The following is a 19,672-nucleotide window of genomic DNA, read 5'->3' on the forward strand; positions in this document are numbered from 1 at the left end:
AGGGATGACGCATAATGGCAAATGAGTTTCGCGTTTGCGACGACTGCAAGGCGCCGAATTTAAAAACATTGATTCCGCGCTTGAAAAAGCTTGATCCGGATGCGGTCATCAAAATCGGCTGCCAGTCGTATTGCGGCCCAGGGCGGAAAAAGACGTTTGCCTTCGTCAACAACCGTCCGGTGGCGGCGCTGACGGAAGACGAACTGATTGATAAAATTGCCGAAAGGTTGAAAAAGCGATAACCGATCACCTTCTTTGCCGAAAGAAGGTGATTTTTTGTTTTTTCCGTCAATAATGGAGAAAGACGGAGAAAAAAGTCAACTATTTCTTTGCCAAAAGAAACGGCGTATAATAGATGTATGTTGGAGACGGAAGAGGAGGATGCGATGTATTCCGGCGGGCAGCTTGACGAAGAAAAAGTGTTTAAAGATCCGGTGCACCGATACATACATGTTCGCGACAAAGTGATTTGGGATTTGATCGGCACAAAAGAATTTCAGCGCCTGCGCCGCATCAAGCAGCTCGGCACGACATATTTGACGTTTCACGGCGCCGAGCACAGCCGGTTTAACCATTCGCTCGGCGTTTACGAAATCATCCGCCGCATCATTGACGACGTGTTTGTCGGCCGCGATCATTGGGATCATAGCGAGCGCCTTCTTTGCCTATGCGCGGCGCTCTTGCACGATTTAGGGCACGGCCCGTTTTCCCATTCATTTGAAAAGGTGTTTCGCCTCGACCACGAAGATTTTACACAGGCAATCATTTTAGGCGATACAGAAGTGAACGCCGCCTTGCGCGAAGTGGGCGACGATTTTCCGCAAAAAGTGGCGGAAGTGATCGCCAAAACGTACCCGAACAAGCTTGTGGTGAGCCTCATTTCGAGCCAAATTGACGCCGACCGGATGGATTATTTGCTGCGCGATGCGTACTACACCGGCGTCAGCTACGGCTATTTTGACATGGAGCGCATTTTGCGCGTCATGCGCCCGCGCGAAGACCAAGTCGTCATCAAACGAAGCGGCATGCATGCGGTCGAGGATTACATTATGAGCCGCTACCAAATGTATTGGCAAGTGTATTTCCATCCTGTGACGCGCAGTGCGGAAGTCATTTTAACGAAAATTTTGCATCGGGCGAAAAAGCTGTATGAAGAGGGGTATCGTTTTCAGACGAAGCCGGTCCACTTTTTGTCGTTTTTTGCAGGCAATGTGTCGCTTGGCGATTACTTGGCGCTGGATGAGGCAGTCATCTTGTTTTACTTCCAGCAATGGCAATACGAACGGGATCCGATTTTAAGCGATCTGTGCCAGCGGTTTGTCCGCCGCCGCCTGTTCAAATATACGGAGTTCCATCCGACGAACGAGCAAATGGAGAAGCTCATTGAGCTGACCGGTTTGTTTAAAAAAGCGGGCATCGACCCGGACTACTACTTGGTCGTCGATTCGTCCTCGGATTTGCCGTATGACTTTTACCGGCCGGGCGAGGAAGGCGAGCGCCTTCCGATTTATTTGTTGATGCCAAACGGGGAGCTTCGCGAGCTGTCGCGCGAATCGGTGCTCGTTGACGCCATTTCCGGCAAGCGGCGCACCGACCATAAGCTGTATTTCCCAGCTGATTTCCTGGAAGACTTGTCGACGAAGCGGACAGTGAAGAAAAAGATTATGGAAATTTTAAAGGGTTAGGAGATGACGGAGAGTGCTCACAGAGCATGCGAAAGTAATGAAGGCGTTGGCGGCCGCCGGGGAAATTGCCGGCCGCAAAAAGCTGCAAAAAATGATCTACATCGCGAAAAAGCTCGACTTTCCGTTTTATGAGAAGTTTGACTTCCACTTTTACGGCCCGTATTCGGAAGAGCTGACATGCCGCATCGAAGAGCTGTGCGCGCTCGGCTTTTTGCATGAAGTGAAAGAGAAAAAGAGCGGTTATATGCAATATCGCTATACATTGACCGAAGCGGGCGAACAGTTTTTGCGCCATTATGACTGGGACATGCCGGGCTTGGCGGAGTGCATGCAAGCGATGAACGAACAAAATGCCCGTTTTTTGGAACTTGTGTCCACCGTACTTTATTTTGAACATTTGCCGAAAGACGAAGTGAAAGAGAAAATTGCGGTGTTAAAAAGCAAGCAGCGCTATACGGAAGAAGAAATCGATGAGGCGTACGCGTACATTGAGGCGCTGCGCAGCCGATGCCACAACAAAGCCCGCGTGTAGGCGGGCGGAAAAAGCTGCTTCAACGTATCATCAGTTGGCCATAGACGAAAAGGGGCTGACCCAAAAGGCCGTCTGTCTTCAGGATAGACACAAAATATAGTGCGAAAGAAGCGGTTAGTGCGTATATATAGAGATGAAAGAGGGTGTCCCGATCCTTTTGGGACACCTCCTTCTTCTTTTTGGTTAATGCGGCAAAAACGCCAGCTGCAAAAAGAGCAGCACCGCCAGCACGTACAGCAGCAACGGCACATCGCGCCAGCGGCCGCGGGCGATTTTTAAGAGCGGGTACGAGATGAAGCCGAGCGCGATGCCGGTCGCGATGCTGGAGGTGAGCGGCATGCTTAAGATGATGAGAAAGGCTGGGAACGCTTCGTCCAGTTCGCGCCAATTGATATGGGCGATGTTGCTGATCATCAAGCTTCCGACGATAATGAGCGCCGGGGCGGTGATGGCGGATAACCCGGCGACCGCGCCAACCAGCGGGCTGAAAAAGGCCGCGATGACAAACAGTACAGCGACGGTGAGCGCCGTCCAGCCGGTGCGTCCGCCAGCGGCGACGCCGGTTGACGACTCGATGTACGCCGATGTCGGGCTTGTGCCAAACATGGCGCCGATGGTCGTCGCGACCGAGTCGGCCAAGAGCGCCTCGCGGGCGCGCGGCAGCGTGTTTCCTTTCATCAGCCCGGCTTGCTGGGCAACGCCGATCATTGTGCCGGTCGTATCAAACAGCGTGACAAGCAAAAAGGAGAAGACGACCGTGTACAAACTATGACCGATGACGTCCCCGATGGCCGCGAATGGATTGGTAATGATCAGCCCTTCTGGAAGCGACGGCAGCGAGACGATGCCTTTGTCAAAGTGAAGTTGCCCGGTCGCGTAGGCGATGACGCCGGTCACGACCATGCCGTAAAAGAGCGCGCCGTTGACGCCGCGCATCATGAAAACGAGCGTCACCGCCAGGCCGATGAGCGTCAACACGGCCGACGGGGCATGCAAGTTGCCAAGCGCGACCAAATTTTGCGGATGGGCTTGGATGATTCCGGTCAGCCGCAGGCCGATAAAGGCGATAAACAGCCCGATGCCGGCGGTGATGCCGTGTTTTAAGCTGTCGGGGATCACTTCGATCAGCTTGCTGCGGAGCGGGGTGAGCGACAGCAACAAAAACAGCAATCCCGCGACAAACACAGCGGAAAACGCGGTTTCGTACGAAATGCCGCCGTGCGAGCCGACGACGGAATAGGCAAAATACGCGTTCAGCCCCATGCCGGGGGCAATGGCGATCGGATAGTTGGCGAATATTGCCATCCACAGCGTGCCGACGACGGTCGCGATGACGGTGGCGGTGAACGCCTGTTCAAACGGGACGCCGGCATCTGATAAGATGACCGGATTGACGACGATGATGTACACCATGGTGAAAAAAGTCGTCAGGCCAGCGAGAAACTCTGTTTTGCGCTTGCTGGCATGGTGCGGAAGACGAATCATAGGCAACCTCCTAAAGGCGAACAATATGAAAGACAACTATAATAATATTCGTTTTTATTCCAAAAAGCAACGGGGACGCCCGATGGCGCCCCCCGTTTGTTACTCCGCATCGCTCAGCCGTTTTCCAGCGATGGCGTAATGGTCTTTCGTCATTTCCTCGATGAACACAACAACGCTCTCTTTTTTCGCCCCGGTTGTCTCTACAACGGCGTCGGTCACTTTTTCCACCAGCGCTTTCTTTTGCTCATCCGTGCGGCCGGCGAGCATTTTGATCGTGACATACGGCATCATCATTCCCCCATTTCCTTGTCGGGTGCTGTCGCGCTTATTATACCATGGAACCGTGAAGTTCAGTCCACTTTTGGCGGTAAATCATGTATACTAAGGATAGTGAATACAGGGGAAAAGGAGTTAATCAAGTGGAACACATTTTGCCGTATTCGTTAAGCGAAATTCCGTACGTGCTGTTGACGCTGGCGCTGGCGTTTTCCGTGCATGAGTTCGCTCATGCATACGTCGCCTACAAGTTCGGCGATCCGACGGCGAAAAACGAGGGACGGCTGACATTGTCACCGTTTGCCCATTTGGATTTGCTTGGCACCCTGCTGATTTTTCTCGCTGGGTTTGGCTGGGCGCGCCCGGTGCCAGTCAATCGCTTTTATTTCAAAAATCCGCGCCTTGCCGGCATTCTCGTGTCAGTTGCCGGACCGCTGAGCAACCTCGTGCTTGCCGCGCTTGGATTTGTCATTTGGTACGCGATGATCGATTTCGGCATCATGCGGGCGCTGCCGGATTGGTTTGCGGCCGGGTTTGATCTGTTTTTCCAAATTTTTATCAGCTTGAACGCTGTCTTGTTTGTGTTTAATTTATTGCCGTTTCCGCCGCTTGATGGGTATCGTATTATTGAAGACTTGGCCCCGGATGGGCTGCGGGCGAAAATGACGCAATGGGAAAACTACGGGGCGCTCATTTTTCTTATCCTTGTGCTCACGCCGCTTGACCGATATACGATTGAGCCGGTGTTTCAAGTGGCGCTGCCGTTTGTATTGGAAAATTTGCAGTCGTTGGTCGCCAATTTGTTTATGTAAGGAAGGAGGAACAAGCGGAATGGAGCAAAAAAAGAAAAAAAACATCGGCTTTAATATCATCAAAGACGATCCGACCGACGGGCACCGCGGCTTTGGCGCCGGGGCGTTGAGCTTAGAAAACGTGTCGCCGGTCATCATTGACGTCGAAGCGGGCGAAGCGTTCGTCGATATGGGGGCGATGCATGCCCGCAGCTCTGTTGAGCGCGGCATCAAGTTTTTGCCGGACCGTTCCGCCGTGCCAAACGGCAAGCCGTATTGGATCGTCTGGGTGACGATTGAGCGCCGTGAAGACGGCCCGTATTACGCCGGGGTGACGGCGTGCGAAATGACGATCGACCGTGAGGCGCGCCGCGGCTATAAGTTATTGCCGGAACATGTGAACCGGCTCGATAAATCGCTAAAGCGGCACATTATTGTCGATCATATGGACGCGAAATCAAAACGGGTGCTCGCCGACTTTTTGAAAGGGCACGACATTGGGATGTGGAACCGTTCGAGCGACAAGCTGAAACAAGATTTGGAAGTGGAAATGTGACGGTTTTGTGAAAAGATATGGGCAAGGGCTTGTTCTCGTTTGGAAAAAAGGATAAACTAAATCTACATGTATAACACAGGAAAACTAGGACAAGAAAATCCCCTGCGGGCAAACGCAGGGGATTTTCTTGTTTAAAACCATGGGAACCATTTCTCGAACCAGCTTTTTCCGTCTTCTTTTTTCTTCTTTTTCTTTTCCAAATGGTCGGTGCAATAGTCGGTCGGTTCTGTACCGATGAGATAGTACGTTTTTCGTTTCACCGGACAGGAGTCGGTGGCCAGCTTGCCGTTTTGCGGGTCGATGTAGACGCCGATGACGCCTTTGGTCGGTTTGAACGATTTTTTCGGTTCGCCGGCGAGGCTTTGTTCCATAAAGTGAACCCATATTTGTTTGGCATATTGCCTTTCGGCAGGACGATCCATCGTTTCCCCGCGGTCGTAGCCGGTCCAGACGCCGGCGACAAGTTGCGGGGCGAACCCGATCATCCAACTGTCCGTTTTCGTCGTTCCCGACTTGCCGGCGTACGGACGCGTGATGTCATCGATGATGGACTGCCCGGTGACGGTTGTATAGCCGTTAAGCTTTGGGTCGAACATCCCGGTCATTAAATGGGTCGTCACAAACGCCGCGTCGCGGTCGAGCACTTGCCGGCTCTCCGGCTTATGTTCATATAGCACGTTTCCGTTTGCATCCACGACTTTTTGAATAAACACCGGTTCGGTTTGTTTGCCGTAGTTGGCCAGCGTGCTGTACGCGGCGACCATGTCGATCATTTTCACCGGCGATGTGCCGAGCGCCAACGACGGCACTGCTTTCAATCTGCTTGTGATGCCGAGCGCTTTCGCTGTGTCGACGAGTTTGTCGGCGCCGATGAACTGGAGCGTTTTCACCGCAAAGACGTTGTCGGATACGGCGAGCGCCTCGGCGAGCGTGATCGGGCCGTTGGCATAGTAGTCATTGTAATTATGGGGGGTGTACGACGATCGGCCGCCGTTAAACGTAAATGTCGTCAGCTCGCTGCGCAGTTGGGTCGATGGGGTGAATCCTTGCTCGATCGCCGCGTAATACAAAAACGGCTTAAATGTCGACCCTGGCTGGCGTTCCGCCTGCACGGCCCGGTTGAACGGGCTCTCTTCGTAGTTGCGTCCGCCGATGAGCGCCTTTACTTCCCCTGTGCGCGGATCCATGGCCACCAATGCCGCCTGGATGGCAGAATGGGGACTGATGACTTGCTTAACTTGTTCTTCGGCGATTCGCTGCAGGCGTCGGTCGAGCGTTGTGTAGACGCGCAGCCCCCCGAGCTCAATCGTCCGCTCATCAAGGCCGAGTTTGATGCGCAGCTGCTGTTTGACGACATCTTGAAAATACGGAGCGATCGGCTGCTCTTGTTCGTGGTGGCGGACGTAGACGAGCTTGTCGCGGTACGCCTGCTCCGCTTCTTCGCGGCTGATGTAGCCGGCTTCCACCATGGAGGTAAGCACGATTTTTTGACGCGCTTTCGCCCGCTGTTCATTGACAAACGGCGAGTAGTAATACGGCCCTTTCGGAATGCCGGCCAGCATCGCTGCCTCGCTGAGCGTCAGCTCGCTCGCGTGCTTGCCGAAATAGTAGCGAGCCGCTGCTTCAATGCCGTAGACCCCATGGCCGTAGTAAATCGTGTTTAAATAGCCTTCCAAAATTTGATCTTTGCTGTAGTTGGCTTCAAGCCGGATGGTGTACAACGCTTCCTGGATTTTCCGCGACCACGTTTTTTCATGCGTCAAAAACAAGTTGCGTGCATATTGCTGGGTGATCGTGCTCGCTCCTTGCACTTTGTCCATGGCCTCGAGATTGGCGAGCACCGCGCCAGCGATCCGTTTCAAGTCAAACCCGTGATGTTCGTAAAACTTCCGGTCTTCAACGGCGATCGTCGCTTCGATGACGTGCGGGGACATGTCTTTGAGCCGAACCCAATAGCGTTTTTGCCCATGGTCGCTTTCCCCGATTTTGCGGCCGTCGTCCGCATAAAAAATCGTCGTCTGCGGCACGGCGACCGGCGGGGCGCCTTCGATTTTCGCGAACAACACAAAGCTCCCGAGAGCGGCGAAGGCAAAGATGGCGAGAAAAAAGCCGATAAAGACGGCGGCGCGCACATATTTCCACGTGCCGCGAAAACGGCTGCCCGGGATCGGTTCCATTGCGCATCACCTCGGCGATGTTGGCGGAAAAGCGCATCGTTTGGCCCTCTGGCAAAATGCGGTTGGCGCTTTCCGCTTTTCTTACCAGTATGAAAAAAAATTTTTTATTTTAAACTTGTTCCTCTTGCATTTTTGCTAGATTGCTCTATACTTTTTCATGTTTAGTTTTTCGTTGGCTAAGGAAAACTTGTATAGTAAGCAACGCTCGGAGAAAGGATGTTACCGAATGGAACTTTGGTTTACCGAAAAGCAAACGGAGCATTTTGGCATCACCGCACGCATCATCCGCACTTTACATACAGAACAGACGCCGTTCCAAAAACTTGATATGGTCGAAACGGCGGAGTTTGGCAACATGCTCATTCTAGACGGCATGGTCATGACAACGCAAAAAGACGAATTCGTCTACCATGAAATGGTCGCCCACGTGCCGTTGTTCACCCACCCCAATCCGGAAAACGTGCTTGTCGTCGGCGGCGGCGACGGCGGCGTCATTCGTGAAGTGCTGAAGCACCCAAGCGTCAAAAAAGCGACGCTTGTGGAAATTGACGGCAAAGTGATCGAGTGCTCGAAAAAATACTTGCCGGAAATCGCTGGCCAACTTGACGATCCGCGCGTCGAAGTGAAAGTCGATGACGGGTTTATGCATATCGCCAAAAGCGAAAACGAGTATGACGTCATTATGGTTGACTCAACCGAACCGGTCGGCCCAGCGGTCAACTTGTTCACAAAAGGGTTTTACGCCGGCATCGCCAACGCGTTGAAGGAAGACGGCATTTTCGTCGCCCAAACGGACAATCCGTGGTTTAAGGCCGATTTGATTCGCAACGTATACCGCGATGTGAAAGAAATTTTCCCGATCACCCGTTTGTATACGGCGAACATTCCGACGTATCCGAGCGGGCTCTGGACGTTTACGCTCGGCTCGAAACAATACGACCCGCTCGCTGTGAGCGACGACCGGTTCCATGACATTGAGACGAAATATTACACGAAAGAATTGCACAAAGCGTGTTTCGTCTTGCCGAAATTTGTCGCGGATTTAACGAAGTAAGGGGGCGCAGGCAATGCGATTTGATGAAGCCTATTCGGGCAACGTGTTTATCGGCAGCCATCCGAATTTTGAAGAAAGCGAAGCGGTCATTTACGGGATGCCGATGGACTGGACGGTCAGCTACCGGCCTGGCTCGCGGTTTGGCCCGGCCCGCATCCGCGAAGTGTCAATCGGGCTTGAGGAGTACAGCCCATATTTGGACCGCGAACTCAAAGACATCCGCTACTTTGACGCTGGAGACATTCCGCTGCCGTTTGGCAATGCGGCCCGCAGTTTAGAGCTGATTGAGCAGTTCGTGAAAAAGGTGCTTGACGCCGGCAAGTTTCCGCTCGGCCTTGGCGGAGAGCATCTTGTCTCCTGGCCGGTCATGAAAGCGGTGTATGAATACTACCCGGATTTGGCCGTCATTCACATGGACGCCCATACCGACTTGCGCGAACATTACGAAGGCGAGCCGCTGTCGCACGCGACGCCAATCCGCAAAGTCGCTGACTTGATCGGCCCGACGAATGTCTTTTCGTTCGGCATCCGCTCCGGCATGAAGGAAGAGTTCGAATGGGCGAAAGAAAACGGCATGTACATCGCCAAGTTTGAAGTGCTTGAACCGCTCCGCTCCGTGTTGCCGAAGCTCGCTGGCCGTCCGGTGTATGTGACGATTGACATCGATGTGCTTGATCCCGCTCATGCCCCAGGCACTGGGACGGTCGATGCCGGCGGCATTACGTCAAAAGAGCTGCTTTCGGCCATTCACGAGATCGCCCGCTCCGACGTGCGAGTCGTTGGCGCCGATCTGGTGGAAGTTGCACCGATTTATGACCATTCCGAACAAACGGCCAATACGGCGAGCAAGCTTGTGAGAGAAATGCTGCTTGGCTGGGTGGCGAAGTGAAAAATGAGAAAAAGCGCCTAAATCGCAAGTTTGCGAGGGCGCTTTTTTCTTTGGTGGGACAAAAGATGCAGGAATATGAGCGTACGTTTTATTTAAGGAAAAACAACCTTTTGGGTCAGTCCCTTTTTTTAACTGGAGCAGAAATCTGCCATCGGGTTTGTCCCCTCTTGAATGGAGCGAAACAGTTCATTATACTATGAATTATGACTGTTTGTTCGCAAAGGTGTGTTCATCGATATGAAGGAAACAAACGGCATCCCGGCGCGCCTCCGCCAAGTGGCTGTCATTCGCGACGGTCCGCGCCAAGAGACGGTTGTGCTTGAGGCGGATGGCACGTATTACATAAAAGGGGAAACCGTTTATTTGCAGTTTGCCGAAGAAAACGAACTCGGGCGGGTGAACAACATTGTGAAAATCGCGCCTGACGAGGTGACCGTCCTTCGTTCCGGAGCGGTCGAGATGCGGCAAACGTTCCGCCGCCGCCAAGAAACATCGGGCCATTATGGGACAGCGTTTGGACGATGGGCGCTGGCGGCCAAAACGAGCTCCATGGAGTTTCACTATGATGAGCAGCGGAAAAAGGGGCGGCTCTTTCTTTCCTATGAACTGATGCTAGGCGATGAGCGAAGCGGGCGCCATACGTTGACGTTGACATTTAAGGGGGTATAAGCGGTGAACATTGTCGGACAAATCAAGGAAAAGATGAAAGAAGAAATCCGCCAGGCGGCGGTAAGAGCAGGGCTGGCTTCGGCCGACGAGCTGCCGGATGTGCTGCTTGAGGTGCCGCGCGACAAGGCGCATGGCGACTACTCGACGAACATCGCCATGCAGCTCGCCCGCATCGCGAAAAAACCGCCGCGGGCGATCGCCGAAGCCATCGTCGGGCAGCTTGACCGCGAACGCATGTCGGTCGCCCGCATCGAGATCGCCGGGCCAGGGTTTATTAACTTTTACATGGACAACCGCTATTTGACGGCGGTCGTGCCGGCGATTTTGCAGGCGGGACAAGCGTATGGCGAATCGAACGTCGGCAACGGGGAAAAAGTGCAAGTCGAGTTCGTCTCGGCCAATCCAACCGGAGACCTGCATTTAGGTCATGCCCGCGGCGCGGCGGTCGGCGATTCGCTTTGCAACATTTTGGCGAAAGCCGGGTTTGACGTGACGCGTGAATACTATATTAATGACGCCGGCAAGCAAATTTACAATTTAGCGAAATCGGTCGAAGCCCGTTATTTTCAGGCGCTCGGTGTCGATATGCCGTTGCCGGAGGACGGCTATTACGGCGACGATATCGTCGAAATCGGCAAAAAGCTTGCCGAAGAGTACGGCGACCGGTTTGTCGAAATGGAGGAAGAAGAAAGGCTTGCCTTTTTCCGCGACTATGGGCTCCGCTATGAGCTTGAAAAAATCAAAAAAGACTTGGCCGACTTCCGTGTGCCGTTTGACGTCTGGTATTCGGAAACATCGCTCTATGAAAGCGGAAAAATCGACGAAGCGCTTTCCACTTTGCGCGAGCGCGGCTATATTTACGAGCAGGACGGGGCGACATGGTTCCGTTCGACGGCGTTTGGGGACGACAAAGACCGCGTCTTAATTAAGCAGGACGGCACATATACGTACTTGCTTCCGGACATCGCCTACCATCAAGACAAGCTGCGGCGCGGGTTCAAAAAGCTCATCAACATTTGGGGGGCGGACCACCACGGCTACATTCCGCGCATGAAGGCGGCGATCGCTGCGCTCGGTTATGATCCGGAGGCGCTTGAAGTGGAAATCATTCAAATGGTGAACCTATACCAAAACGGTGAGCGCGTCAAAATGAGCAAGCGCACCGGCAAGGCGGTGACGATGCGCGAGCTCATGGAAGAAGTCGGCGTCGATGCCGTCCGCTATTTCTTTGCGATGCGCTCGGGCGATACGCATTTGGATTTTGACATGGACTTGGCCGTGTCGCAGTCGAATGAAAATCCGGTTTACTACGTCCAATATGCGCACGCCCGCGTTTCAAGCATTCTCCGCCAGGCGGAAGAGCAAAACGTGTCGTACGAAGGCGGCCTCGCTTTGCATCATTTAGCGGAGACGGAAAAAGAAATCGAGCTGCTCAAAGTGCTCGGCGATTTCCCTGACGTCGTCGCAGAGGCGGCGCTCAAGCGGATGCCGCATCGCGTCACCGCCTATGCATTCGATTTGGCTTCCGCGCTCCATAGCTTTTATAACGCGGAAAAAGTGCTTGATCTGGACAACATCGAAAAAACAAAAGCCCGCCTTGCGCTTGTCAAGGCGGTGCAAATTACGCTGAAAAACGCATTGACGTTGATCGGCGTCTCAGCGCCGGAACAAATGTAAAGGAATGAGGGGGAGAGCGGAGAGCGCCCCCTCTTTTTTGGGCATTCTAAAGAAAAACAAACAGTGGAGGACGAATCTCATGAAAGAAATCGTGCTGTCGCTTCTGACAGGCATGATCGTCGGCTTTTTGTTCACCTTGCTTCGGTTGCCGATTCCCGCTCCCCCGGCGTTGGCCGGCATTGCCGGCATCGTCGGGGTGTATCTCGGCATGCGGTTGTTTCAATGGTTCACGGTGTTTTGGAAGTAAGCACTTGCATGATCAAACGGGGAACAAAACCCGGTTGGCGCCATTTTGGCAGCATCAAGCCGCCGGAAGCGCTGGCCGGGTTTTTTGCTTCTTCTGTTGTTTGCGAGGGAAATGGAATTTCGGACCGGTCAAAGCCAGGCGGAGATGAGCTGGGAAATCGACTGTTTGCCGCGGTCAAGGAGCGAACGCTTCCGCCAAAAATCGAGCGTCAGCGGCTCGGCGCGCAACAAATCGCGCTCGATCGCCCGTTTGACGAGGCGGGTAAACGCGCGGTCAAACACATAGCAGTTGATTTCGCCGTTCAAAAACAAGCTGCGCCGATCGAAATTGGCTGTGCCGACGTTGCACCACTCCTCATCGATGACGAGCGTTTTGGCATGGTAAAATCCTTGGTAAAAGCGGTAAATGCGCGCGCCGGCTTTCAAGAGTCGATAAAAGTACGGATAGGCAGCCTCTTTGACAAATAAATGGTCCGCCTTCAGCGGCACAAGGACGGTCACACGCACCCCGCGCCGAAGCGCTTGCATCAGCTCGTTAAACAGCGGCCGGCTTGGGATGAAGTATGGGCTGCCGATCATAATTTCTTTTTTCGCCTGGCGGATGACCTCGATAAACTGTTCTTCAAGGGCAGCGCCGTTGGTGGCGACGAGCTGATGGCGAATGGCGCCGGCCGGAAGCGGCGGGAAGTAGCGATGTTTGTCAGGCACCGTCCGGTCCGTTGCTTCTTCCCAGTCGTGCAAAAACTGTTCTTGCAAGTCGTGAACCCCTTCGCCGTTCACTTTTAAGTGGTAATCACGCCATTCGCCGAAGTTGGCGTCTTTTCCGTTGTATTCGCGGCCGATGTTAAAGCCGCCGATGTAGCCGACCCGCCCGTCGATGACCGTAATTTTCCGATGGTTGCGGCGGTTGAGGCGGTAAATGAAAAACGGAAAGCGCGGCTTTCGGGCATAGGCGAACTCCACCCCGCTTTCCTCGAGCGAACGGATGAGCGCTTTCGGCAGTCCAAAGCTGCCGACCCAATCGGTCAACACTCGCACTTTCACGCCGGCAGCTGCTTTTTCCTTTAAAATCTGGAAAAATGGCGCGCTCGTTTCGTCATTTTTTATAATGTAAAACAAGACGTGAATATGATCGCGGGCGCGGCCTAGTTCAGCGAAGTAATCAGAAAATAAATGCCTGCCGTTGATATAGAGGGAAATATCGCTTCTCCGCTCCGGGTAGACGACTTTTTTGCGCCCATTGCGGAAGATGAACTGTCCAAGCTTGTCATCAAGATAAACGAGCAACAATACGATGGCAATGACGGAAATGACGACCATATCTTCTCCTCCTATGTCGATTCGGTATGTATTAATGTGCCCGAGAACGCGCAAAACGTTTCAAATTGCATCTACCGTGAACATACCCAAACTCCAAATGAATCAAATTTCCATATTGATGAATGTTTTTCGTCAAGGGAGTCTATAGAGGGCTGAACAAATCGATGATTCCCCCGCGATCGCTCCGTTGCCAAGGGAAAGTTTTCACGGTTGGGATGAAAAAAGGTTATTGACTGAATGCTCATTCATTTGTACAATAGACATAAAGCGAATTCTGAAAATTTCTTTTGTTATGGCAACACATTCGCTCGAAAAACGGGGGAAGGGGAGAGAAGATGAATGCCTTGTTGGTGGTGAACTGGCTCGCGTTTTTGCTTGTAACCGCTTACGCAATTTACTTGTTTGCCTATGTCGTCAAAACGCGGGCGATGTACATCAAACTCGGCAAAAAAGTCGAGTTTGACCACAAAGTAAAAGAGCGGCTGCGAAACATCTGGGTCAACGTGTTCGGCCAGAAAAAGCTGCTCAAGGACAAAAAAAGCGGACTGATCCACGTCGTCTTTTTCTATGGCTTTATTCTCGTCCAATTTGGCGCGATTGATTTCATCATCAAAGGGCTTGCGCCGGGGGCGCATTTGCCGCTTGGGCCGCTGTATGCGGGATTTACGTTTTTCCAAGAAATCGTCACTTTGCTTATTTTGATCGCGGTGCTCGCCGCCTTTTACCGCCGTTACATTGAAAAGCTCGTCCGTTTAAAGCGCGACTTGAAAGCTGGGCTTGTCCTCATCTTCATCGCCGGGCTCATGCTGTCGGTGTTGTTCGGCAACGGGATGAGCATCATTTGGCACGGCGAAGAAGCGACATGGAGCGAGCCGGTCGCTTCGCTCATTGCTGCCGCGTTTTCCTGGGTCGGCGAAACGGGGGCTGCGGTGCTCTTCTTTATTGCCTGGTGGGTGCATCTGTTGATTTTGCTCACGTTCCTCGTGTACGTGCCGCAATCAAAGCACGCCCATTTGATCGCTGCGCCGATCAACGTCTTTTTCAGCCGGCTGACGCGGCCGAAGCTGGCGCCAATCAACTTTGAAGACGAAAGCCAAGAATCGTTTGGCGTCGGCAAAATTGAGGATTTCACGCAAAAGCAATTGATCGACTTGTACGCCTGTGTCGAGTGCGGCCGCTGCACAAGCATGTGTCCGGCGACCGGCACGGGGAAAATGTTGTCGCCGATGGATTTGATTTTAAAATTGCGCGACCATTTGACGGAAAAAGGGGCGGTCGTCACGTCGCGCACGCCGTGGGTGCCCGCGTTCGCTTTCAAACATACAAGGGGCAATCAGCTCGCGTTCGCCGCGGCGTCCGAGCAGGCGGCGACGATCGAAATGCCGAGCCTCATCGGCGATGTCATCACCGAAGAAGAGATTTGGGCCTGTACGACGTGCCGCAACTGTGAGGACCAATGCCCGGTCATGAATGAGCATGTCGATAAAATCATCGACTTGCGCCGCTATCTTGTCCTGACGGAAGGACGGATGAACCCGGACGCGCAGCGGGCGATGACGAACATCGAACGCCAAGGCAATCCGTGGGGCTTGAACCGAAAAGAGCGGGAGAACTGGCGCGAGCTGCGCGATGATGTGCATGTGCCGACCGTCAAAGAGGCGACGAAAGCGGGAGAGGAAATCGAGTACTTGTTCTGGGTCGGCTCGATGGGGTCGTATGACAGCCGGAGCCAAAAAATCGCCCTTGCTTTTGCCAAGCTGTTGAACGAAGCAGGCGTCAAGTTCGCGATTTTAGGCAACAAGGAGAAAAACTCGGGCGATACGCCGCGCCGGTTAGGAAATGAGTTTTTGTTCCAAGAATTAGCGACGAACAACATCGCAGAATTTGAAAAAGCGGGCGTCAAGAAAATCGTGACGATCGACCCGCACGCTTACAATACGTTCAAAAATGAGTACCCGGATTTTGGGTTCGAGGCCGAAGTGTATCATCATACCGAGCTGCTCGCCAAGCTCATCGAAGAAGGGCGCTTGGTGCCAAAATATCCGGTAAATGAACGCATTACGTTCCATGACTCGTGCTATTTAGGACGCTACAATGACGTCTATGACGCACCGCGGAAAATTTTGCGCGCCATCCCGGGCGTCGAGCTTGTTGAAATGGAGCGCAACCGCGAACGCGCCATGTGTTGCGGCGCCGGCGGCGGCCTCATGTGGATGGAGGAGACGACCGGCAACCGGATCAACGTCGCCCGCACGGAGCAAGCGCTCGCTGTCAATCCGACGGTCATCAGCTCCGGCTGTCCGTACTGTCTGACCATGTTGTCAGACGGCACGAAGGCCAAGGAAGTGGAAGACCGCGTCTTTACGTACGATGTCGCCGAGATTTTGGCAAAATCAGTATTTGGTGAAGAAAAAGAAGAAGCGGCGTCGTAAAAATAGTTGCGAAGACAATTTCTATTTTTTAAAATAATAAGTATAATGAAAGAGAAGGTGTATGATCGTACACCTTCTCTTTCGCACCACGACCGAGCGAGCGTTCAGTCTGTGTTTTGTAATCGCTTTCTTATCCGATGAAAAGGGGAGAGGAATATGGGAAAAACAGTGATTGTCAGCGGGGCGCGCACCCCGTTCGGAAAACTCGGCGGTTCTTTGCAAGCGCTGTCAGCGTCAGAACTCGGCGGCATTGCCGTGAAAGAAGCGCTTGCCCGCGCGGATGTGAGCGCGGAACAAGTCGATCATGTCATTTTAGGCACCGTCTTGCAAGGCGGACAAGGACAGCTCCCATCGCGGCAGGCGATGCGCCATGCCGGCATTCCGTGGCATGTTCGCACCGAGACGGTCAATAAAGTATGCGCATCGGGCATGCGCGCCGTGACGCTCGCGGATCAGCTCATCCGCTTAGGCGATGCCGATGTCGTTGTCGCGGGCGGGATGGAATCGATGAGCAACGCCCCGTACGTGCTGCCGAAAGCGCGCTGGGGGTTGCGAATGGGCGACAGCACGGTGAAGGATTTAATGGTGTATGATGGCTTGACATGCAGTTTTACCGGCGTCCATATGGGCGTTTATGGCGGGAATACAGCGCGTGAACTTGGCATTACACGCGAGGCACAGGATGAGTGGGCGTACCGCAGCCATATGCGAGCCATTGCTGCCATCGAAGCCGGTCGGCTCGCGGAAGAGATCGTTCCGGTGACGATTCCGCAGCGCAAAGGAGAGCCGCTTGTCGTCGAACACGACGAGGCGCCGCGCAAAGACACGTCGCTTGAAGCGTTGGCGAAACTGCCGCCGGTGTTTGACCCGGAAGGAACGATCACGGCCGGCAACGCCCCGGGCGTCAACGACGGCGCCGCGGCGCTCGTCTTGATGAGCGAGGAGCGCGCCGCCCGCGAGGGGCTTGAGCCGCTCGCGACTGTTGTCGCCCACACCGCCATCGCCGTTGAGGCGAAAGATTTCCCAAAAACGCCGGGACTTGTCATCAACGAGTTGCTCCGCAAAACGGGAAAAACGGTCGACGACATTGCCTTGTTCGAAATAAACGAAGCGTTTGCCGCTGTTGCTCTTGCTGCTATCCAAATCGCTGGCCTTGACCCGGAAAAAGTGAACGTCAACGGCGGCGCTGTCGCCCTCGGCCACCCGATCGGCGCGAGCGGCGCACGCATCATCCTCACGCTCATTTATGAGCTGAAACGCCGCGGCGGCGGCCTCGGCATCGCCGCCATCTGCAGCGGCGGCGGCCAAGGCGACGCCATCTTAATCGAAGTATAAGGAATGGCCTGCCACGTCATCGCGGCCGCCGCCGTCGAGGCGTGACGCGTCATGCCGCCCGACGGCGTTGTCGCCATACAGGAGGCGGTTCGCCTGGCGGTGGGGCGGCCGCGGTTTGGGGATATGGATGGCCCGCCGCGCCCTTGGGCGCTGCGGCCGCTGGCTTGCGATCTGCGTTGTCCCAGGATGGAGCCAATAAACGAACAAGAGCGTTTGCGAATTTTGCTATAGGGGGATGGAACGATGGACGTCAAAACGATTATGGTCGTCGGCGCCGGACAGATGGGGTCAGGCATCGCCCAAGTATGCGCTGTCGCCGGCTATCAAGTGTTTTTGTACGACATTAGCGAGGCGCAGTTAGACAAAGGAATCGCCAACATCGAAAAAGGGCTCGCCCGCCAAGTGGAAAAAGGGAAAATGACAGCGGCGGACAAAGACGCAGCGCTCGCGCGGCTTGCCCGCTCGACCGACTTGCATGCCGCCGCCAAAGCGGATCTTGTCATTGAAGCGGTCGTCGAAAACATGGACGTGAAAACAAAGCTGTTCGCCGAGCTCGATGCGCTCGCCCGCCCGGAGACGATTTTAGCGTCAAACACGTCGTCGCTGCCGATTACGGAAATTGCCGCCGCGACGAAACGGCCAGAGAAAGTGATCGGCATGCACTTTATGAACCCGGTGCCGGTGATGAAGCTCGTCGAAATTATCCGCGGATTGGCGACGGCTGATGACGTGTATGAAACGATCGAAGCCGTTGCCCGCAAGCTCGGCAAAGTGCCGGTCGAAGTGAACGACTTTCCGGGCTTTATTTCGAACCGCGTCCTCATGCCGATGATCAACGAAGCGATTTACGCCTTGTACGAAGGGGTGGCGACCAAAGAAGCCATCGATGAAGTGATGAAGCTCGGCATGAACCATCCGATGGGTCCGCTGACGCTCGCTGATTTTATCGGGCTCGATACGTGCTTATACATTATGGAAACGCTTCATGAGGGGTTCGGCGATGACAAATACCGCCCATGCCCGCTCTTGCGCAAATATGTGAAAGCCGGCTGGCTCGGCCGCAAGACGGGCCGCGGATTTTACACGTATGAATAAACCGCTTGGCGTCGCTCTAGGACAACGCCGAAGCGTGCCGCAATGTGCGTGGGGCGGCGCCCGCTATGCTGTCTGCCGACCGTAACGCCGCACGTTAGGTGCATGCGGGAACGCTGTTTTACAGCCTATAAGGCAAATCTATAGAATCGTTCAGCTGCCTGCTGGCTACCCCATGGAGCGGAGGAGCGCCTGAAAACACCATTGTGTCAGCGACATCGGAAGGAGGCCATTTCATGGAATTTCGCTTCACCGAAGAGCAGGAAATGATGCGGCAAATGGTGCGCGAGTTCGCCGCGGCGGAGATCGCCCCATTTGTCGAGCGCATGGAACAAGGGGAGTTTCCGCGCCCGATTTTAGCGAAAATGGCCGAACTCGGCCTAATGGGCATCACTGTCCCGGAGCAATATGGCGGCGCGGGTATGGACTTTGTGTCGTACATCATCGCCATTCATGAAATTTCGAAAGTGAGCCCGACCGTCGGTGTCATCTTATCCGTGCACACGTCGGTCGGCACGAATCCGATCTTGTATTTCGGCACCGAAGAGCAGAAACAAAAATACGTGACAAAGCTCGCCCGAGGTGAGTACTTGGGGGCGTTTTGCCTTACTGAACCGAGCGCCGGCTCGGATGTGAAAAGCTTGAAGACGAAAGCGGTGCGCCGTGGAGATCGTTATGTGCTAAACGGCTCAAAAATATTCATCACCAACGGCGGGGAGGCAGATACGTACATCGTCTTCGCCCGCACGAATCCGGAAGAAGCCGGAAGCCGCGGCATTTCCGCGTTCATTGTGGAAAAAGGGACGCCAGGGATGTCGATTGGTAAAGATGAGAAGAAGATGGGGCTGCACGGGTCGCGGACGGTGACCATTACGTTTGAAGACGCCGAAGTGCCGGCGGAAAACTTGCTCGGTCAGGAAGGGGAAGGATTTAAAATCGCGATGGCCAACCTTGACGTCGGTCGGATCGGCATCGCCGCCCAAGCGCTCGGCATCGCGGAGGCGGCAGTCGAACATGCCGTCGCCTACGCGAAAGAGCGGGTGCAGTTTGGCAAACCGATCATCGAGCAGCAAGGCGTCGCTTTCAAGCTTGCCGATATGGCGACGGCGGCGGAAGCGGCGAAATGGCTCGTCTATCGCGCCGCTTGGCTGCGCGCGCAAGGGCTGCCGTGCGGAAAAGAGGCGTCGATGGCGAAGCTCTTCGCTTCACAAACAGCGATGGACAATGCCATCGAGGCGGTGCAAATTTTCGGCGGCAACGGCTACACGAAAGACTACCCGGTCGAGCGGCTGTTCCGTGACGCGAAAATTACGCAAATTTACGAAGGAACGAGCGAAATTCAGCGCATCGTCATCAGCAAACATTTGTGCCAGGCATGCTGATGAACCAATCCGAACCAGATGAGAAGGCTCTGTTCCTAGCTTTTCTGCCGTAGTCGGCAAGCCGTTCGCTTGCC

At 54.1% G+C, this 19,672-nt stretch carries 18 protein-coding genes; 14 read left to right on the top strand and 4 right to left on the bottom strand.

The features are described from left to right. The first annotated feature begins 14 nt into the window (after nt 1–14). From GZ1_RS06405 to GZ1_RS06415, 3 genes are all read left to right on the top strand, one after another. Nucleotides 15–242: a YuzB family protein gene (locus tag GZ1_RS06405; RefSeq protein ID WP_011232879.1), complete on the top strand. Its 228-nt coding sequence runs from the start codon at nt 15–17 to the stop codon at nt 240–242. Nucleotides 243–386: 144 nt separating this feature from the next. Beyond that, a complete protein-coding gene (locus GZ1_RS06410; protein WP_013524829.1) occupies nt 387–1,685 on the top strand; it encodes an HD domain-containing protein in 1,299 nt (432 codons plus the stop codon). Between the two features lie 13 nt (nt 1,686–1,698). Next, complete coding sequence (locus tag GZ1_RS06415) at nt 1,699–2,217, top strand: YwgA family protein (protein ID WP_020753878.1); 519 nt, start codon at nt 1,699–1,701, stop codon at nt 2,215–2,217. A gap of 183 nt (nt 2,218–2,400) precedes the next feature. On the opposite strand, the gene GZ1_RS06420 is transcribed toward GZ1_RS06415, so the two are convergent. Both GZ1_RS06420 and thmT read right to left on the bottom strand, forming a co-directional pair. Then, complete coding sequence (locus tag GZ1_RS06420; protein WP_060788142.1) at nt 2,401–3,702, bottom strand: NCS2 family permease; 1,302 nt, start codon at nt 3,700–3,702, stop codon at nt 2,401–2,403. Between the two features lie 99 nt (nt 3,703–3,801). Further along, on the bottom strand, nt 3,802–3,990 hold the full coding sequence (gene thmT / locus GZ1_RS06425; RefSeq protein ID WP_025949649.1) for a 2-hydroxymuconate tautomerase: 189 nt from the start codon (nt 3,988–3,990) through the stop codon (nt 3,802–3,804). Nucleotides 3,991–4,121: 131 nt separating this feature from the next. Here thmT and GZ1_RS06430 point away from each other — a divergent pair, with 131 nt between their 5' ends. Beyond that, the gene (locus GZ1_RS06430; protein WP_013146641.1) at nt 4,122–4,790 is read left to right on the top strand and encodes a site-2 protease family protein; all 669 of its coding nucleotides are present in this window, start codon (nt 4,122–4,124) and stop codon (nt 4,788–4,790) included. A 19-nt stretch (nt 4,791–4,809) separates the two neighbouring features. Further along, entirely contained in the window at nt 4,810–5,325 is a 516-nt protein-coding gene (locus GZ1_RS06435) for a YwhD family protein (protein WP_060788143.1), read from the top strand. A gap of 131 nt (nt 5,326–5,456) precedes the next feature. Here the strand turns inward: GZ1_RS06435 and GZ1_RS06440 are convergent, their stop codons facing one another. Further along, nucleotides 5,457–7,502 carry a transglycosylase domain-containing protein gene (locus tag GZ1_RS06440; RefSeq protein WP_060788144.1) on the bottom strand — a complete coding sequence of 682 codons (2,046 nt, stop codon included), beginning with the start codon at nt 7,500–7,502 and terminating at the stop codon, nt 5,457–5,459. Nucleotides 7,503–7,728: 226 nt separating this feature from the next. Here GZ1_RS06440 and speE point away from each other — a divergent pair, with 226 nt between their 5' ends. The 5 genes from speE to GZ1_RS06465 all read left to right on the top strand — a co-directional run bounded on the left by speE (nt 7,729) and on the right by GZ1_RS06465 (nt 12,038). Further along, a complete protein-coding gene (speE, locus tag GZ1_RS06445) occupies nt 7,729–8,556 on the top strand; it encodes a polyamine aminopropyltransferase (RefSeq protein WP_033006446.1) in 828 nt (275 codons plus the stop codon). Nucleotides 8,557–8,569: 13 nt separating this feature from the next. Next, nucleotides 8,570–9,445, top strand: coding sequence for an agmatinase (gene speB / locus GZ1_RS06450; protein WP_014196976.1), 876 nt, complete (start codon nt 8,570–8,572; stop codon nt 9,443–9,445). A 237-nt stretch (nt 9,446–9,682) separates the two neighbouring features. Then, on the top strand, nt 9,683–10,114 hold the full coding sequence (locus GZ1_RS06455) for a YwiB family protein (protein WP_011232869.1): 432 nt from the start codon (nt 9,683–9,685) through the stop codon (nt 10,112–10,114). 3 nt (nt 10,115–10,117) lie between these two features. Further along, nucleotides 10,118–11,791, top strand: coding sequence for an arginine--tRNA ligase (argS, locus tag GZ1_RS06460; RefSeq protein WP_060788145.1), 1,674 nt, complete (start codon nt 10,118–10,120; stop codon nt 11,789–11,791). Between the two features lie 79 nt (nt 11,792–11,870). Next, nucleotides 11,871–12,038: a XapX domain-containing protein gene (locus GZ1_RS06465; protein ID WP_060788146.1), complete on the top strand. Its 168-nt coding sequence runs from the start codon at nt 11,871–11,873 to the stop codon at nt 12,036–12,038. Nucleotides 12,039–12,166: 128 nt separating this feature from the next. Here the strand turns inward: GZ1_RS06465 and cls are convergent, their stop codons facing one another. Then, nucleotides 12,167–13,357 carry a cardiolipin synthase gene (cls, locus tag GZ1_RS06470; RefSeq protein WP_060788147.1) on the bottom strand — a complete coding sequence of 397 codons (1,191 nt, stop codon included), beginning with the start codon at nt 13,355–13,357 and terminating at the stop codon, nt 12,167–12,169. Between the two features lie 335 nt (nt 13,358–13,692). On the opposite strand from cls, the gene GZ1_RS06475 reads away from it, so the two are divergent. The 4 genes from GZ1_RS06475 to GZ1_RS06490 all read left to right on the top strand — a co-directional run bounded on the left by GZ1_RS06475 (nt 13,693) and on the right by GZ1_RS06490 (nt 19,598). After that, nucleotides 13,693–15,789, top strand: a complete 2,097-nt coding sequence (locus GZ1_RS06475; RefSeq protein WP_060788148.1) for a heterodisulfide reductase-related iron-sulfur binding cluster — start codon at nt 13,693–13,695, stop codon at nt 15,787–15,789. 156 nt (nt 15,790–15,945) lie between these two features. Further along, nucleotides 15,946–17,124, top strand: a complete 1,179-nt coding sequence (locus GZ1_RS06480) for an acetyl-CoA C-acetyltransferase (protein WP_060788149.1) — start codon at nt 15,946–15,948, stop codon at nt 17,122–17,124. Nucleotides 17,125–17,367: 243 nt separating this feature from the next. Then, on the top strand, nt 17,368–18,219 hold the full coding sequence (locus GZ1_RS06485) for a 3-hydroxybutyryl-CoA dehydrogenase (RefSeq protein ID WP_013146630.1): 852 nt from the start codon (nt 17,368–17,370) through the stop codon (nt 18,217–18,219). A 233-nt stretch (nt 18,220–18,452) separates the two neighbouring features. Next, nucleotides 18,453–19,598: an acyl-CoA dehydrogenase gene (locus GZ1_RS06490; protein ID WP_060788150.1), complete on the top strand. Its 1,146-nt coding sequence runs from the start codon at nt 18,453–18,455 to the stop codon at nt 19,596–19,598. Nucleotides 19,599–19,672 lie beyond the last annotated feature (74 nt).

It is taken from the genome of Geobacillus zalihae NBRC 101842 (assembly GCF_001544135.1).
GTDB lineage: Bacteria > Bacillota > Bacilli > Bacillales > Anoxybacillaceae > Geobacillus > Geobacillus zalihae.